The organism is Candidatus Methylomirabilota bacterium, from assembly GCA_035709005.1.
In the GTDB taxonomy this organism is placed as follows: Bacteria; Methylomirabilota; Methylomirabilia; order Rokubacteriales; family CSP1-6; genus 40CM-4-69-5.
The window spans coordinates 1-15901 of record DASTFB010000025.1; the positions used below are offsets into that span (position 1 = coordinate 1).

Sequence of the window (15901 nt, forward strand, 5' to 3'; positions counted from 1 at the left end):
CGTCAGCGTGCCGGTATCGTGGTATCCACGGCTCGCGCACGGTACGCCGGCCGAACGGTCGAACTGGCGCCTGCTCGGCCGCGGAGAGGGCATTCATTGGCCGGATCTCGACGAAGACATCAGCGTTGCCGGTCTCTTGGCCGGGCGACCTTTCGGTGAAACCCAGAGCTCACTGCAAAGGTGGCTGAAATCGCGTCGATAGCCTGAATGACCTCGCGCACCGTCGAAGCGAGCTTCGAGCTCGAAGCCACATGGCTCGTTCTTCACCTATCCTCGCCTATGACGTGATGGACGGCACGACGCTGACGCGGAAGCGGAAGCGGGCACCTACCGCAATCGCCTGTTCATGGCGGCCAGCACGTCGATCTACGCGCTCTACGTCAACACGCAGGGCTGTCCGGGTGGCTGAGCTTCAGGAGAGCAGGTCGGCGACGAGGATCCGGGCGTGCGGCGCCGCCAGCGGCGTCACCTGGCCGGGCGTGGGCAGGGTGGCCAGCGAGCGATAGCTCCAATCGTCAGCCGGGTCGGCCGGCGGGTGCGGGTCACGATAGACCTCGAGGACGCGATCGGGGAGATTCACGATCCAGTACTCGGGCAGGCCAGCTCGCGCGTAGAGCGCGGCCTTGAACCGTCGGTCCAGCCGCAGGCTGGCATCGGCGACCTCGACCACGAGCGCGGCCGTCGAAGGATGGGCGGCGAGGTAGTCCTCGGGCGCGCCGGCGACGACGGCGACGTCGGGCTCGGGCTCGGAGTGCTCTCCTAGCGCCAGCGGGGAGTGCAGGCGCGTGTGCCATCCGTCGCCGAACGCCCTTGCCAGGGCCTGGCCGACCTTGGTGGCGATGGCGGCGTGGGCGCTCCCCTGGGGCTCGCGCACCACGAGCACGCCGTCGAGCAGCTCCAGACGCTCGCCGGCGAAGACGCCGAGATCGACGAGCCGCTCGTACTCGACACGACGCCACGACCTGGTGGTGACTTCCCGTTCGAGGGCCGAGCCCATGACGCCATGCTACTTGTGGTCCACCGGGATCGTCAACGTCCGCGGACCGATACCGGCTGCCCGTGCTATCGTTCCCGCGTGATCAAGAGCATCTCGCTGCTCACCCGCAAGCCGCACCTTACCCACGAGCAGTTCGTGAAGCACTGGCTCGAGGTGCACGCGCCGCTGGCCCACGCGGTGCCCGGGATCCGGCGCTACGTGCAGTCGCACATCGTGGAGGAGCGCCGCCGGCCCGACATCCCGGCCACCGAGGTCGAGATCGACGGCATCGCCGAGCTGTGGTTCGACGACCGCGAGGCGATGCAGCGGGCGATGGCCACGCCCGAGGCCAAGGCGCTGCACGCCGACGGCGCGCTCTTCATCGGGCGGATCAAGACCTTCACAGTCGACGAGAACGTCATCATCCCCAAGCCATGAAGCCTCTCACGCTCGGCCGCCTGAGCGTCACCGCCGTCGTCGAGCGGGCCGGCCCTACCCGCCCGACGTGGCTGCTGCCCGACGCCACGCCGGAGGTTATCGAGCCTGGATGACCTCGCGGCCGTGCCAGCGCTACGCCGACACGCACGTCACCGTCCTGGGCACGCACTTCCACCACCCGACGGCCGGCCGCATCGTGCGTCACGATGCCGGCTGGCGCTTTCAGGTCGACGCCTCCGGTATCGGATGATGGACGGTGCCTGACCGCAACCAGGGGCAGTAGAATGGCCCCGGGAGAACGATCATGGGCAAGCTCCTGACCCGGCGGCGGTTCACGGTCGACGAGTACCACCGGATGGGCGAGACCGGCATCCTTCCCGAGGACAGCCGCCTCGAGCTGATCCGTGGCGACATCGTCCTTCGCGAACCGATTGGCGCGTATCATGCCGGCACCGTGGGGCGCCTCACCCGCCTGTTCACGTCGCGCCTCGGAGACCGGGCGATGGTGTTCGTCCAGAACCCGGTGCAGTTCCCGCAGGAGGATACCGAGCTGCAGCCCGATGTGGCGCTGCTCCGCCCGCGCGCCGATTTCTACACGAGCAGGCATCCGGAGGCGGCCGACGTGCTGCTGCTCATCGAGGTCGCCGACACGACGCTCCGGCTGGATCGCCGCGTCAAGCTTCCGCTCTACGCGCGGGTCGGGGTCCAGGAGGTCTGGCTGCTCGATCTGACCACCCAGCAGCTCGAGGTCCGTCGCGAGCCCCGGGGTGACCGCTACGGGAGCGTGCGGATCCTCGGGCGCGGCCAGCGCGTCTGCCCCGAGGCGTTTCCGGATCTCTCCGTCGACGTCGCCGATCTCGTCGGCTGACAATCCCTGGCGGGCCACTGACTTGACCGCGAACCTTGTGATGTGTATTCATTGTATATCCAGCCGGAGGGTCCTATGCAGACGAAGATCCAGAAGTGGGGTAACAGCCTCGGATTGCGGATTCCGCGGTCCTTCGCCGTCGAGGCCCAGGTGGAAGAAGGGGCCACCGTAGACCTGTCGGTGGAGAACGGTCGGCTCCTGGTCCGCCCGCTTCGAGTTCGCAAGTATTCGTTGAATGCGCTACTCCGGAAAATAAGCCGGCGAAACCTGCATGGCGAGGTCTCGACCGGTAGAGCAGTCGGCCGCGAGGCCTGGTAGTGGCGGCTTATGTGCCCGCGCGCGGGGATCTCATCTGGCTGCAGTTCAATCCAGGCAGCCACGAGCAGGCCGGCCATCGGCCCGCGGTAGTGATCTCTCCAAGTTCATACAACCGCCGCGTGGGATTGGCCCTCTGCTGCCCCGTCACCTCTCAGGTGAAGGGATACCCCTTCGAAGTGCTGCTTCCGCAGGGGCTTGGCGTCGAGGGGGCGATTCTCTCTGATCAGATCAAGAGCCTTGACTGGCGCGTGCGGAAGGCGAGGCGCATTGGCAATCTGCCAGCCGATCTGTTGCAAGAGGCAGTCGGCAAGATTCTCGCCCTCGTCGACCCAGACGCCACTCGCTAACTCCTTGAGGTACAGCAGGGCCCGCGGCGCCCGTCGGGCGCCGGGGCGCGGTGAACTTCCTCGGCGCCGAAGGCCCTCTTGTAGAACTCGATCGCGTCCGCGCACGGGTCGCACACCAGGTGCGGGATCAGACCCTCGTACAGGCGCCTCTGGCTCCATCAGACGCCAGCGGTGTGGCACGGCGCCTATCCGCCGCTCGCGCTTGGGATGCTCGCTGAGTGGGGGGCGATTCACGGCTGAGGCCTGGGAGCCCACTCTCGGGACGGCAAGACGAGTCCATCGGAATCGCGTCACACTTGTCACTCCCGCCGTTCGATAGCCGGCGCTAAATGTATCTCGTGCCCAACGACGAGCGATGGGCGGGAGGGAGAGCATGGCGATGACCAAGCACAGAACCGGGACACGCAAAGAGTGGCTCGCAGCGCGGCTGGAGCTGCTCCAGGCGGAGAAGGAGCTCACGCGGCGCAGCGACGAGCTGGCGCGGTGGCGGCAGGAGCTGCCGTGGGTGCGGATCGACAAGGGGTATCGATTCGAGACCGACGAGGGGAGCGCCTCGCTGAAAGACCTCTTCCGAGGGCGCTCGCAGCTTCTCGTCTATCACTTCATGTTCGGGCCCGACTACGCGGCGGGCTGTGCAACCTGCTCGACGATCGCCGACGGGTTCGACGGCTTCGTCGTCCATCTGGCCAACCACGACGTCACGCTCTCGGCGGTGTCGCGGGCGCCGCTCACGAAGCTGCAGGCGTACAAGCGGCGGATGGGGTGGACGTTTCCCTGGGCGTCCTCGTTCGGTAGCGACTTCAACTTCGACTTCGGCGTCGGGTTCACCGAGGAGCAACAGCGCGAGGGGAGCATCGAATACAACTACGAGCGGGGCGGCCACGCGATGGACGCGACGGCGATCCCGCAGCCGGTCGCCGAGAACGCGGCCATGGCCGGAACCGACGTGGCCACGTACACGCGCGAGAGGCCGGGCATGAGCGCGTTCGTGCTCGAGGACGGCGCCGTCTACCACACCTATTCCACCTATGCGCGCGGGCTGGACGGTCTCTGGGGCATGTACCAGTGGCTCGACCGCGCCCCCAACGGGCGCAACGAGACGGGCGTTTGGTGGCGCCGCCACGACGAGTACGACAAGCGCCCGGCCTGACACCTGGGACGCTGAGCCGGCGTGAGCAGGTTTGCCGAGCCCCAGGCGGGGGACTATACTGCTCACCACTGTCATAGGGCCGGCTCACGCACCCGGAAAGGAGTTGGGTGATGACCGCTCGACCTGGCGCGACTACCGCTGTCTCCCCCAGCACCGACACCGCGCGGCTCTTCCAGGAAGGCATCGTCGCCGGCGTCCTGGCGGCGGTCACCGTCGCCGTGTGGTTCTTCGTCCTCGACCTCATTCAGGGACGACCGTTCTACACGCCCACGGTGCTCGGCACCGCGCTCTTCGGGCGCGGCGCCGGCCTGGCGGCGCTGGAGAACATGCCCCCGTCCCTGGAGATGGTGCTGATGTTCACCTGGGTCCACGGCCTGGCGTTCGCCGCCATCGGCGGCATCGTGTCCCGGCTGCTGGGCATGGTCGAGCGCCATCCCGGTGTGGGCTTCGGGATCTTGCTGCTCTTCGTGATCCTCGAGTTCGGATTCACGGTCGCGGCCATGGTCTTCGCCGCGCCGATCCTCAAGGCGCTGACGTGGCCGGCGGTGCTGGTGGCGAATTTACTCGCCGCCGCCGCGATGGCCGGCTACTTCCGCCTCCGCCACCCCCGGCTGCGCGTCAGTCCCTAGCCACGGGTCGCCGGAGATGTGATACACCTTCCGGCCATGAGCTCTGACCAGTCCTGTGCCGGAAAGACCGTTCTGGTGACGGGTGCCCAGCGAGGCATCGGCAGCGCGATCGCCCTGCGGTTCGCCGCCGCCGGCGCCGACGTGGCCCTCAACTTTCTCGACGACAAGGCGGCGGCCGAGTCCACGGCGGCGCAGATCACGGCCCTCGGCCGGCGGGCCACGACGCTCGCCGCCGACATCGCCAGGCCCGAGGAGGCGCGGCGCCTCGTGGCCGAGGCCGAGCGCGTCCTCGGCCCGCTCGACGTCCTCGTCAACAACGCGGCGATCTTCCCGCGCGCGCCGTTTCTCGACCTGACCGAGGACATGTGGGACGCCGTGCTCGACACCAACCTCAAGGCCACCTTCGTCTGCGCGCAGGAGGCGGCCCGGCGCATGGTGGCCGCGCGGCGGCCGGGGGCAATCATCAACATCTCGTCCGGCGCGCCCTACCGCGGCTCCGCGCGCGCCACGGCCTACATGGCCAGCAAGCTCGGCATCGTGGGGCTCACCCGCGGCATGGCCCGCGAGCTGGCGCCGCACGGCATCCGTGTCAACGCCGTCGCCCCCGGCGTCACGAACACCGCGATGCCGCGCCTGGGCAACACCGAGGACGCGCTGATGGCGCTCGGTCGCAACAACCCGAGCGGCCGCCTCGCCGAGCCGGACGACATCGCCGACGTCGTCGTGTTCCTGGCCACCGACGCCGCCCGCTACGTGGTCGGCCAGCTGATCCACGTCAACGGCGGCGACTATCACGGGTAGGCGACCCCCCCGGTAGCTTCTGGACAGGACGCAGAATGCGAGTGCTCATTCGTCGTCGATGCTGCTAGCTGCCCTGGTGACGTGGTCGGGCACGGGAAGACCCAGGCCGTCTTCGAGAGAGAACGCAGACCGACTTCGTCGAGCGTGGGATGAGCACGTCTCTTAGTGAGTTCCGCCCGGCTATGGCTCAGCAGGTGACGGTGACCGACGACGCACTGATCGTCGATCTGCTCGACGGTCGGACCGTCAGCGTGCCGGTGTCGTGGTATCCACGGCTCGCGCACGGTACGCCGCGGCCGAACGGTCGAACTGGCGCCTGCTCGGCCGCGGCGAGGGCATTCATTGGCCGGATCTCGCCGTCGCTCCTCCGCAGCGTTCGCACAACCTGGAACCAGACCTTCGGCACAGCCTGACAACGCCGGGAGGGTGGCCCGATGACCGAGAGCGTGCCCACGAGAGCGGGCTGGATCAGGCGTAGGGGAACGGGCGTGGCTCTGTTTCTCGCGCCTGATCAGCCGGGCATCCCAGAGCCGACTCAGCGCACGATCAACGCTCACCCGGGCTCGCGAAGCAAACGACCGAACCCCGCTACCGCGTCGGTGATGCCCGCCAGCCGCAGGGCCCGCCAGAGCGAGGCCTGCTGGCTGGTCACCACCGGCTTGCCGAGGTCGCGCTCGAGGCGCTCGATGATCCCGGCCGTCGGCAGCCCCGTGCCGCTGATCAGGACCGCTTCGGCCGCCGCCACATCGGCGGCGCGGCCGAGCGTGTACGCTCGCTCCTCGGTCTCCTCATAGATGTTGGCCACGTCGGGGAGCCGGTGGTAGCCGACGATGTCGAAGCCCGACGCCGCCCAGAAGGCACGGCCGGCCGCGCTGATCGACTCGGGGTACGGCGTGGCCAGCGCCAGTCGCTTGACCCCGAGCTGGCGGAGGCCGGCACCGACCGCGCCGGCCGCGGTCGTCGCCCGCGTGCCCGCCAGCTCGGAGAGACGGGCGGCCAGGGCCGCTTCTCCGGCGGCGCCGTTGAGATAGCTCACGCCCGTGTGAGCGAGCACGATCACGGCCGGCCGGACGTCGGCCAGAGTGCGGGCGGCGCCGGGGAGGGCATCGAGGTAGCCGAGCGTCCGCCGTTCCATCGCCTCGGGCGTGCCCGGCGCCCCTGCGCCGGAGTCGAGCCGAGCGAAGTGGATGCTCACACCCGTGGGCGCCATGCGGTAGAACTCCGGCTCCACGGTAGGATTGCCGGCAGGCACGAGGACGCCGATCCGGGCCCGGATCATCGCCTTTGGGAGATTACCGGCCCAGGCCCAGGTCCGAAATCAGATGCGTACTTCCTCATGCGGCCCTCGGATCTCGCTCACACGAGCTTCCGCAGCTGCTCCATGAGGGCGAGCCATCGATCGATCTGCTGCCCACCCGCGGTGAACGTCGGGTCGAAGTGGACCTCGTGCGCGCCGAGAGCCCGGCACGCCGCGACATCTTCCTCGATCTGGGCGAGCGTCCCGGTGAAGATCGCCCCATCCGTCGCGCGCGGCTTGTCGTGGATCTCGATGTTGGCGCGCACGACGAGCTGGAGCCTGGACGGGTCCCGGCCGGCGTCCCGCGCTGTCTGCTTGACGCTGTCGAACATCTGCTTCATCCCGGCCACGGGGATCGCCACGGGATTCCACCCGTCGGCCAGCCGCCCGATCCGGTTGAGCGCGCCGGCGGCGAAGGCGGCCAGATAGATCGGCGGATGCGGCTTCTGCGCGGGCTTCGGGCCGATGTGTGACCTCGGCAGCGTGTAGTACTGGCCCCGGAACTCGGTCGGGTCCGTCGTCCAGATGGTCTTGACCACCGCCAGGAACTCATCGGCTTTCGCGCCACGGTTCTTCATCTCGGCGCCCATGGCGTCGTGCTCGTCCTTCGACCAGCCCAGGCCGAGCCCCAGTCGCACCCGGCCCCCGGACAGCACGTCCAGCGTGGACACTCGCCGGGCCAGCATCACCGGGTTGTAGTACGGGATGTCCAGCACGCTGGTGCCCAGCCCGATCCGCCGGGTGTGGGCCGCCACGAACGTCAGGGCTTCGAGCGGGTCGAGGACATGCTTGTACTCGGCAGGGAGCGAGCCGTCGGGCGTCACCGGATACGGCGTCTGGGGCTTCAGAGGCCAGAGAAGCCGCTCGACTGCCCACAGAGTGTCATAGCCGAGCGCTTCGGCCCGCTGCGCGATCCTGACCAGGTTCTCCGCCGTCCCGATCGGTCCGATGTTTCCTAGCGCGAATCCTGCTCGCATGCGAACCTCCTGAACCTTCAGGATGCCTATCACCAGGCGGGGGATTCCGGCCGCGCCTCGGCGAGTGATGCCCCAGCGTTCGGCGGTAGGTCGGCCTCCCGGTCAGCAGACTGTTGATCGCGCCTACCCGGGGCATTCAGGGCCGGGTGCCGACCGCGCAGTGGTGCGGGACCGCCAGCACGAAGCTCCCCTGCGCGCGCGCCTGCGCCATGGCCGCGTGCCACTCCTGCGCCTCGCCCGGGGTGAGCACGCCCAGCGCGCGGCTCTGGTAGTACTGCACGAGCAGGTGCCCGGGGTCGTCGTACACCGCGAGCTGCGGCAGGGTGCGCACGTCGGTCAGGCCCGCCGCCTTGAAGCGCCGATACAGGCTGGCGTCCGCGCAGCCGCCCTCGGTGACGCCGGTGCCCATGGCCTTCGCCACCCGCGCGCGCAGCTCCTCCGGCAGGGCCAGCGAGAACTGGATGGGCCAGTCCTCGCCCCGCACGATGGCCGCCACGCGGCCGCCCGGCCGGGTGATGCGCACCAGCTCGGCCAGCATCGGGTCGGCGTCGCCCTCCTCCAGGACGGTGAGCGAGAGCGTCACGTCGAACCCGCCGTCGGGCAAGGGCAGCGCCAGCCCGTTGCCCTCCTGGAAGGTGATGACGCCCTGCAAGCCCGCCGCGCGCGCCAGCGCCTGGGCCTCCTGCAGCAGGTAGCGATTGACATCGACGGCCGTGATCGAGTTCGCGCCCGCGGTGTGCCCGGCCAGCCACCGCGTGAGCACGCCGGTGCCGCAGCCGATCTCGACCACGCGCTCGCCCGGGCGCAGCCCGATCTCTTGCACGAGGTTGCGCACCATGCGCGAGTAGCCCGGCGCCTGGCCCCGGCCTTCGAGCAGCGGCACCATGCCCAGATGCGGGCCGGCCAGCACGATCGTGCAGCAGTCCTTGCCGAGCTGCGCCAGCAGCGGCTCCCACTGCGAGGGCGACAACCCCAGCGGCAGTAGCACCAGCGGCGGCCCGCTGCCCTGCACGCGATAGGCGAGCCCGGCCACCTCGCCGGCGCCCGGCGTGAGCGGCCCCGCTCCAGCGGGGTGCTTGCCCTCCATGCGCCGCACGAAATCGAGCAGCGCCGGGACCATCTCCCCGCCCCGCTCGGCGCACACATCGGACCAGACGAGCCCGGCATAGCCGGCCAGGGTCACCAGCGCCACCTCGGGCATGCGCCCCACGGCGGCTCGCGCCCGCTCGGCGATGGGCCCCTGGTCCCCGTGGATCACCTGTGCCCGTGAGGCCACGGCCGCCAGGGCCGGATCGATCCCTATCGGGCACACCAGGCTCAGGGAGGCGATCCGGTCGGCATGGGCCGTGGCCAGCCCGCGCCAGTCCCCCGGCACGGCGGCCGCCAGGTGCGCCCGCGCGAGGCCGAAGTGCTGCAAGAGCTGGAGGAGACGGTCCACGAGAGGCAGCGGAGCCGCTTCATCGCGCCGTCTGGTCAAAGTGGGCCGCCCTCGACCACCGTACGGGCGATCTCGAGAAACTCTTCGACCGGCTCGAGCCGGTCGAGCGCCTCGACCACGCGGGCCATGTCCAGGGCCACGTACTCGTGAACCAGCACGTTCCGGAAGCCGGGCAGCCGCTCGAGCTCGCGCACGAGGTGTGGCGGGAACCGGGAGTCGGCCGCCAGGCTGCGGACGGCGCCCGCGTAGTCTTCGAAGCGCTCGCCCCGGCGGGCCGCCAGCTCCCCGGAGACATCGATGACGAGCTGGCAGACGGTCAGCAATGAGAAGAGCACGTCGTTGTGCAGGGACAGGTCGCGCCGCAGAGTTTCGGGACCGGCGACGCGGGGCCGCAGGGCCCGAAGGTGATCGAGGTGTCGCTTCGGCTCCGCCAGCCGCTCGGCGAGTGGGCTCACCGCCGGAGCGCGTCGAGCTTGATCCGCGCCATGCGCTCAAGCCAGGGCTGGAGGTCGGCGGCGCGAAGCTGGACGTCGCGGACGTAGACGTGGTCGGCTTCGAGGTCGGTGCAAAGCAGGCGCCGGCCCGTCGTGACGACGTGCCGGCCCAGGAGCGGCGGTGCATCGTTGAGCACGACCAGATCGATATCATTACGCCCCAGAGCCGTGGAGAGGTCGGCGATGAGCCGCAGGCGTGCCTCGAAGCGCTCCCGGGAGGTTGGAAAGGCGTCCCAGCGCAGGAGCACGGCGACGTCCACGTCGCTTTCCCGGTGGGCCCGGCCCGCCGCCCGGCTGCCGAACAGGTACACGGACACGACACCCGCAGGTGGCCGCGCGGCCAGATGGGCCGCCAGGGCGGCGCCGACGTCGCGTTGGGACCCGAGCTGCTCGTTCACGCCGTCTACGCTAACACACCCAGCGCGAGCTTCGAGCTCAGGCTAGTGCGAGGCAGCTCCTACCACTTCACGGGCAGCTCCAGTCCTCGCCGTGCACGATGGTTTGCCGCCGGGCCTGTCGACTGCCGACAACGAGGCCGGCTGGCGGGAGGCGCTCGCGAGACTCGCGGCGCTCGTCGAGGCAGGCTAGCCGGCCCTGGACACTGTCGCACCGACCCGAGCCGGGCGCCGCGGGTGGATCGGGCCTCGCCGTGATCGCGCTGCCCTCACCGTCCTGAACCTGGCGGTGCCGCGGCACGTCCAATTCGCCAACAGGCAAGCCCAATGATGGGCCGGTGCGGGCTGCGGACTTGCGCTAGCGACGATCGAACGGGGACTGAGGCTCGTAGTCGTAGCGAATCAACCGCCATCGACCGTCTCGTCGCGCGAACATCCAGAAATCACGGTAGTAATGGTCTCGCCCCCAGCCGTGGAACTTCTGGTTGATCTCGACCAGTGCCGAGCCATTCACGATGTAGATCCGGTGAATCCAGTCCTCGAAGCGCACGTGGCCGAGGGCGGGGTCAGCGAACGCTCCCAGCGCCTCGCCGCGGATGCCCGCAACCCCGATCATCGTCGTTGGGTCGTTCCACGCCCGCTGTACCGCATCCGGGGCGTACGCCGACAGGATCAGATCGACATCCTTGCGCTCCCAGCCAGCGGCGACCGTTCCGATCAGCCGGACGATCTCGGCCTCGTCGCGAGTCCGGGGCACATAGTCCTTGAGCGGAACACCGGCCCCATGATCGGCCGAAGCCGTCCCCCATCCCAGCAGAGGGCTTAACACGAGCATCGCGAGGATCGCGGCAGCCGCAACGCGAGCGTCGCGCATGGAAGGAATGTTAGCGCCGCACGTTCTCGCTCTCGCGGACACGATTGTCGAGGGTCATTTCCTCAGGCGGCCGGCGAGAGCGCCGCCCGAAGGAAAGCTGGATCGAATATCCGATCCGCCATCACCTGACAGCGCTTCATCAGCCGGTGCTCCTCCGGCCCGTAGTCCGCGACCGCGTTGTGCAGCGTGCCGATGTGGTCCCACACCAGCACGTCGTCCTCCGTCCAGTGGTGTGTCCACTGGTACTTCGGCTGGAGCTGGTGGTCGAAGAGCAAAGCCAGCATACGCTCACTCTCGGCCTCGTCGAGCTCGTTGATGCGGATGGCGTAGCCGGGGTTGCAGTAGAGGACGGTCTTGCCGGTGATCGGGTGGGTCAGGAAGACCGGGTGGACGGACGGGGGCCGCTTCCGGCGCTGCTCCGGCGTCAGCGGATCCCGCAGGCTGCCCGGGCGCCGGCGCATGTTCTCCCAGAACTTGTTGAAGTCGTGCGTCGCCGTCGCCGTCCGCAGCCGCGCCTTGAGCTCCGGGGCCAGGTCCTCGTAGGCCGCCTGGGTGTTGGCGAACATGGTCGCGCCGAGCACCCGGCCGTCGCGGCGCGGCACCTTGACGGCGTAGAGGACGTTCAGGAAGCCGATGGTCTCGTTGTAGGACATGTCGGTGTGCCAGTCCTGGCCGGCGTCGGTGATGCCGATCGGCTCGCCGTTCGCGATGATGTTCGAAAGGATCCCGACCTCGGGCATCCCGGGCTCGTGGTGGCGCCCGCTCAGCGTGGCCTGGATCCGGCCGAACCGCCGGGAGAAGTCCCTGAGCGCGCGCGCCTCGAGCTTCTGCCCGGGGAAGTGCAGCACGCCGTGAGCGCCCAGCAACTTCAAAATAAGCGCGAAGTCCGCGTCGCTCAAGGGCTCGGAGAGGTCCAGGCCCCGGACCGTGGCTCCCAGGATCTGTCCCGTCGGCTCGATCGTCTTCACGTGCCCCCTCCGTACGGCGATGGAATTATACTGCGCGACGAGGACACAGCGGATGCGGCTCTGGTCACGGGCCCTCGAGTATCTCGATCGCGACCTCTGGCAGGCGGACCTGTCGGCGCGCAGCCCGGTCGCGCGGCTCGGCCTGCGTCTGCTGCGCCTCCTGGTGGTCATCGCGCGCGCCGTCCAGGACCGGCAGATCAACCTCCGGGCGATGGCCCTCGTGTACAGCACGCTCCTGTCGGTGGTCCCGTTGCTCGCGGTGAGCTTCTCGGTGCTCAAGGCCTTCGGGGCCCACCAGCTGATCCGGCCGACGCTGGCCGAAGCCCTGGAGCCGCTGGGGCCGCGCGGCGTCGAGATCACCGACCGGATCGTGCAGTTCGTCGACAACATCCAGGTCGGCGTGCTGGGCGCGGTCGGCGTGGCCGGCCTGCTCTACACGGCGCTGATGTTGCTGGACAACATCGAGGACGGCCTGAATCGGATCTGGCGGGCCCGGCGGGGCCGGAGCCTGATTCGCAAGGTCAGCGACTATCTGAGCCTGCTCCTGGTCGGCCCGGTCCTGATCTTTGCGGCGCTCGGCCTGATGACCGCCATGCAGAGCCACTGGCTCGTGCAGCGGCTGTTCGGGGTGAGCGCGCTGCAAGCCGTGGCCATCTTCCTGGCCGGCCAGGTGGCGCCGTTCCTCTTCCTCTGCGTGGCGTTCGCGTTCCTCTACGCGGTGGTCCCCAACACCCGGGTCCGCCCCGCCTCGGCCCTGGTCGGCGGCGCGGTCGCCGCCATTCTCTGGCACCTGGCCGGCCTGGCCTTCACGGCCTTCATCGCCGGCTCCACCCGCTACACGGCGATCTACTCGAGCTTCGCCGTGCTCGTCGTCTTCCTGATCTGGCTCTACGTCAGCTGGCTCATCGTCTTCGTGGGCGCTCAGATCGCCTATTTCTACCAGTATCCGTCGTCCTACCTGGCAGCCCGTCAGCGCCAGGGCCTCACGTTCCGCGAACGGCTGGCCCTGGCCGCTCTCGTGGAGATCACCCGCCGGGCGCTCACCGGGCAACCGCCCGCGCGCGTCGAGGAGATCGCGGTGACGATCGACGCGCCGGTGAAGAGCCTGGAGGACGTGATCGACGACCTGGTGGCGCGCGGCGTGCTGCTCCGCGCGGCCGAGCCCGAAGGCGTGGCCCTGGCCCGGGGGCCGGACGAGGTCACCGCCGCCGACGTCCTGGCCATCGTCGCCGACCCGGAGGAAGCCCCCGCCGACGACGTGGTGCGTCTGCCCGCGGCCGTCGCGGCCGTGCTCGGCGCGCGCGACCGGGCCCTGCACGAGGCGCTGGGCCGGGTCACGCTCCGGACGCTGGCCGGCGAGCCGCCGCGCGAGGCGGCGGTGACCCCGCTGGTGCGCCACCGCGAACGCTGACGGGCGGCCGACGATCGGCGTGACCTCTGGCAGCCAGCTGACGAGCGACAGGCCGCGCGCCTCGTAGAGGGGCGTCGGCGTTGCATCAGCTGGACCACGGCAGGTAGCATAGCCAGGCACATGATCTCCCGACGTACGCTGCTCAAGTCTGTTCCGCTTCTCGCCCTGGCCTCCAAGTCTTTTCCCCTGCCCTTGGCCGCGGCGCCGTCCACAACCAAGTCACACCCCTTTGACTTCGCCTGGCTGAAGGGACAGGCGCGCTGGCGCGCACAAACCTCGTACCGGCAGCTGCCGCAGGTTCTGCCGAACGCCCTGATCGAGATGGACTGGGATCGCTACCAGGCAATCCGGTTTCGTCCCGAGCGCGCGCTCTGGGTCGGACAGGACGTCGCGTTTCAAGTGCGGTTCTTTCATCCGGGCCGCGGCTTCAAGGACCCGATTCGGATGTACGAGGTCGTCAACGCGCAGGCGCGACCCATCCCCTACGACCCGGCGATGTTCGACCTGAGCGAGAGCGGCGTGAACGCGACGGCGTTGCCCAAGGAGCTGGGCTTTGCCGGGTTCCGCGTGCATTTCCACGCCGATTGGGACCTCGACGTCGCCGCCTTCCTCGGCGCGAGCTACTTCCGCGCCGTCGGCGGTGAGAAGCAATACGGCCTGTCCGCCCGCGGGCTCGCCATCGATACCGGGCTCGACCGCCCCGAAGAATTCCCGATCTTCGAGGCGTTCTGGCTGGAGCGCCCCGAAAGAGGGGCGAGCCGGTTGACGGTATACGCCTTGATGGACTCGCCCAGCCTCGCGGGCGCCTATCGCTTCGATATCGTGCCGGGTCAGACGTTGACGATGGACGTGGACGCCGCACTTTATCCGCGTCGGCCGATCGAGCGACTCGGTATCGCGCCGCTGACCAGCATGTTTCTGCATGGTGAGAACGATCGCCGGATCGCCGACGACTGGCGCCCGGAGATCCACGACTCCGACGGTCTGGCGATCTGGACCGGGAGGGGCGAGCGCATCTGGCGGCCGCTCGTCAATCCCGGGGGCGTGCGCGTGAATTCGTACTTCGACGAGGATCCGCGCGGGTTCGGCCTGCTGCAGCGGGACCGTCGGTTCGATCACTATCAGGACGATGGCGCTTACTACGACCGGCGGCCCACCGCGTGGATCGAGCCGCGGACCTCCGGCGGCCGGGGCTGGGGCAAGGGCGCGGTCCAGCTCGTGGAGATCCCGACCGCGGACGAGACCTTCGATAACATCGTGGCCTTCTGGCATCCGGCCCACAAGCCGCAGCCGGGAGACGAGCAGCTATTCGCCTATCGGCTCCACTGGGGGGCGCAGGTGCCGCACGAGCCGCCCCTGGGACGGGTGGTGGCCACGCGCAACGGCGTCGGCGGCATCGTCGGGCAGAAGCGCAAGTACTTCTCGTGGCGGTTCGCCATCGACTTCGCGGGCGGCCAGCTCGCGACGCTCGCCAAGACCGCGAAAGTGGAAGCGGTGATCAGCGCGTCACGTGGCGCCATCGAGATCGTGGCGGCGCGCCCTCAAGTCGAGATCCAGGGTTATCGCGCGACATTCGATCTCCGCCCCACCGACGATAGCGTCGAGCCCATCGACCTGCGCCTGTACCTGCGCCTCGGTCATGACGCCCTGACGGAGACCTGGGTCTACCAGTGGACACCGCCTCCGCCATCGCAGAGAAGGCGGTGGATCGCCCCGGGCGCTTGAGCCATCACAGCGTCCGCATCCTGGGGTCGAGGGCGTCACGCAACCCGTCGCCGAACAGATTGAACCCCAACACGGCGAGGAAGATGGCCAGCCCGGGAAACATCGTCAGCGATGGCGCGCGAAAGATGTACTGCCGGCCCTCACCCAGCATGGTCCCCCACTCCGGCGTCGGCGGCTGCACACCCAGGCCGAGGAAGCCGAGGCCGGCCGCCACGAGGATGGCAAAGCCGAGACTCAGGGTGGAGTGCACGATCACGGGGGCCATGGCATTCGGCAGCACGTGGCGGACGATGATGACGGCCCGCGTCTGGCCCAGCGCGTGGGCGGCTTCCACGTAGACTTGCTCGCGGATCGACAGCACCGAGCCGCGCACCAGCCGGATGAACGCTGGCACGGCGCTGATGCCGACCGAGATGATGACGTTCTCCAGGCCGACGCCGAGCATCGCCACCAGCGACAGCGCCAGCAGAAAGCCAGGAAACGAGAGCAGGATGTCGGCGAAGCGCTGGATCACCAGGTCGGTAATACCGCCCTGGAAGCCGGAGATCGCTCCCAGCGGGACTCCCACCGCCAGACCGATGCCGACGGCCAGGAATCCGATCATGAGGGACAATCGCCCGCCGTGGAGGATGCGGGCCAGGATGTCGCGGCCCAGATGATCCATCCCGAGCGGGTGCTCCCACGAAGGCGGCCCCAACGCCCGGGCCAGGTTCTGGCGCGCCGGGTCCTCGGCGGTGAAGAGAGGCGCGGCCAGGCAGACGAGGCCGAGGCTCAGCAGCAGGGCGAGGCCGGCCA

At 69.2% G+C, this 15901-nt stretch carries 20 protein-coding genes and 3 pseudogenes; 13 read left to right on the forward strand and 10 right to left on the reverse strand.

Features of this window, described 5'->3' with window-relative positions:
- Positions 1-202, forward strand: a 202-nt coding sequence (locus tag VFR64_04230; protein ID HET9488950.1) for a DUF2442 domain-containing protein, incomplete at its 5' end; no start/stop codon positions are given.
- Between the two features lie 210 nt (positions 203-412).
- On the opposite strand, the gene VFR64_04235 is transcribed toward VFR64_04230, so the two are convergent.
- On the reverse strand, positions 413-997 hold the full coding sequence (locus VFR64_04235) for a Uma2 family endonuclease (GenBank protein ID HET9488951.1): 585 nt from the start codon (positions 995-997) through the stop codon (positions 413-415).
- A gap of 78 nt (positions 998-1075) precedes the next feature.
- Here VFR64_04235 and VFR64_04240 point away from each other — a divergent pair, with 78 nt between their 5' ends.
- The 5 genes from VFR64_04240 (at position 1076) to mazF (ending at position 2947) form a co-directional block, all read left to right on the forward strand.
- Positions 1076-1414, forward strand: coding sequence for an EthD family reductase (locus VFR64_04240; protein HET9488952.1), 339 nt, complete (start codon positions 1076-1078; stop codon positions 1412-1414).
- 109 nt (positions 1415-1523) lie between these two features.
- Positions 1524-1664: a hypothetical protein gene (locus VFR64_04245; GenBank protein HET9488953.1), complete on the forward strand. Its 141-nt coding sequence runs from the start codon at positions 1524-1526 to the stop codon at positions 1662-1664.
- Between the two features lie 54 nt (positions 1665-1718).
- Positions 1719-2282, forward strand: a complete 564-nt coding sequence (locus tag VFR64_04250; protein HET9488954.1) for a Uma2 family endonuclease — start codon at positions 1719-1721, stop codon at positions 2280-2282.
- Positions 2283-2357: 75 nt separating this feature from the next.
- Positions 2358-2600, forward strand: coding sequence for an AbrB/MazE/SpoVT family DNA-binding domain-containing protein (locus tag VFR64_04255; GenBank protein ID HET9488955.1), 243 nt, complete (start codon positions 2358-2360; stop codon positions 2598-2600).
- Positions 2594-2947, forward strand: coding sequence for an endoribonuclease MazF (gene mazF, locus VFR64_04260; protein HET9488956.1), 354 nt, complete (start codon positions 2594-2596; stop codon positions 2945-2947). Before VFR64_04255 ends, mazF begins: the two co-directional genes overlap by 7 nt.
- A 26-nt stretch (positions 2948-2973) precedes the next feature.
- Here mazF and VFR64_04265 read toward each other — a convergent pair.
- Positions 2974-3090, reverse strand: a pseudogene (locus VFR64_04265) (VOC family protein).
- A 236-nt stretch (positions 3091-3326) separates the two neighbouring features.
- Between VFR64_04265 and VFR64_04270 the strand changes: the two are divergent.
- The 4 genes and pseudogenes from VFR64_04270 to VFR64_04285 all read left to right on the forward strand — a co-directional run bounded on the left by VFR64_04270 (position 3327) and on the right by VFR64_04285 (position 5873).
- Positions 3327-4097, forward strand: a complete 771-nt coding sequence (locus tag VFR64_04270; protein ID HET9488957.1) for a thioredoxin family protein — start codon at positions 3327-3329, stop codon at positions 4095-4097.
- 110 nt (positions 4098-4207) lie between these two features.
- Positions 4208-4726, forward strand: coding sequence for a hypothetical protein (locus VFR64_04275; protein ID HET9488958.1), 519 nt, complete (start codon positions 4208-4210; stop codon positions 4724-4726).
- A gap of 36 nt (positions 4727-4762) precedes the next feature.
- A complete protein-coding gene (gene fabG / locus VFR64_04280; GenBank protein HET9488959.1) occupies positions 4763-5527 on the forward strand; it encodes a 3-oxoacyl-ACP reductase FabG in 765 nt (254 codons plus the stop codon).
- Between the two features lie 149 nt (positions 5528-5676).
- Positions 5677-5873: pseudogene (locus VFR64_04285) on the forward strand (DUF2442 domain-containing protein).
- A gap of 207 nt (positions 5874-6080) precedes the next feature.
- Here VFR64_04285 and VFR64_04290 read toward each other — a convergent pair.
- The 5 genes from VFR64_04290 to VFR64_04310 all read right to left on the reverse strand — a co-directional run bounded on the left by VFR64_04290 (position 6081) and on the right by VFR64_04310 (position 10131).
- Complete coding sequence (locus VFR64_04290) at positions 6081-6806, reverse strand: hypothetical protein (protein ID HET9488960.1); 726 nt, start codon at positions 6804-6806, stop codon at positions 6081-6083.
- Between the two features lie 77 nt (positions 6807-6883).
- Complete coding sequence (locus tag VFR64_04295) at positions 6884-7801, reverse strand: LLM class F420-dependent oxidoreductase (protein HET9488961.1); 918 nt, start codon at positions 7799-7801, stop codon at positions 6884-6886.
- A 136-nt stretch (positions 7802-7937) separates the two neighbouring features.
- A complete protein-coding gene (locus VFR64_04300) occupies positions 7938-9239 on the reverse strand; it encodes a methyltransferase domain-containing protein (protein HET9488962.1) in 1302 nt (433 codons plus the stop codon).
- A gap of 35 nt (positions 9240-9274) precedes the next feature.
- Positions 9275-9694 carry a DUF86 domain-containing protein gene (locus tag VFR64_04305; protein HET9488963.1) on the reverse strand — a complete coding sequence of 140 codons (420 nt, stop codon included), beginning with the start codon at positions 9692-9694 and terminating at the stop codon, positions 9275-9277.
- Positions 9691-10131 carry a nucleotidyltransferase domain-containing protein gene (locus VFR64_04310; protein ID HET9488964.1) on the reverse strand — a complete coding sequence of 147 codons (441 nt, stop codon included), beginning with the start codon at positions 10129-10131 and terminating at the stop codon, positions 9691-9693. Before VFR64_04310 ends, VFR64_04305 begins: the two co-directional genes overlap by 4 nt.
- Before the next feature lie 82 nt (positions 10132-10213).
- Between VFR64_04310 and VFR64_04315 the strand changes: the two are divergent.
- Positions 10214-10321 (forward strand): annotated as a pseudogene (locus VFR64_04315) (polyketide cyclase).
- 165 nt (positions 10322-10486) lie between these two features.
- Here the strand turns inward: VFR64_04315 and VFR64_04320 are convergent.
- Positions 10487-11002, reverse strand: coding sequence for a nuclear transport factor 2 family protein (locus VFR64_04320; GenBank protein ID HET9488965.1), 516 nt, complete (start codon positions 11000-11002; stop codon positions 10487-10489).
- A gap of 62 nt (positions 11003-11064) precedes the next feature.
- Entirely contained in the window at positions 11065-11970 is a 906-nt protein-coding gene (locus VFR64_04325) for a TauD/TfdA family dioxygenase (GenBank protein HET9488966.1), read from the reverse strand.
- 52 nt (positions 11971-12022) lie between these two features.
- Here VFR64_04325 and VFR64_04330 point away from each other — a divergent pair, with 52 nt between their 5' ends.
- Together VFR64_04330 and VFR64_04335 are read left to right on the forward strand one after the other, a co-directional pair.
- Complete coding sequence (locus VFR64_04330) at positions 12023-13381, forward strand: YhjD/YihY/BrkB family envelope integrity protein (protein HET9488967.1); 1359 nt, start codon at positions 12023-12025, stop codon at positions 13379-13381.
- A gap of 120 nt (positions 13382-13501) precedes the next feature.
- Positions 13502-15106, forward strand: a complete 1605-nt coding sequence (locus tag VFR64_04335; GenBank protein ID HET9488968.1) for a glucan biosynthesis protein D — start codon at positions 13502-13504, stop codon at positions 15104-15106.
- Positions 15107-15110: 4 nt separating this feature from the next.
- On the opposite strand, the gene VFR64_04340 is transcribed toward VFR64_04335, so the two are convergent.
- A partial coding sequence (locus VFR64_04340; GenBank protein HET9488969.1) for an ABC transporter permease occupies positions 15111-15901 on the reverse strand: 791 nt, incomplete at its 5' end.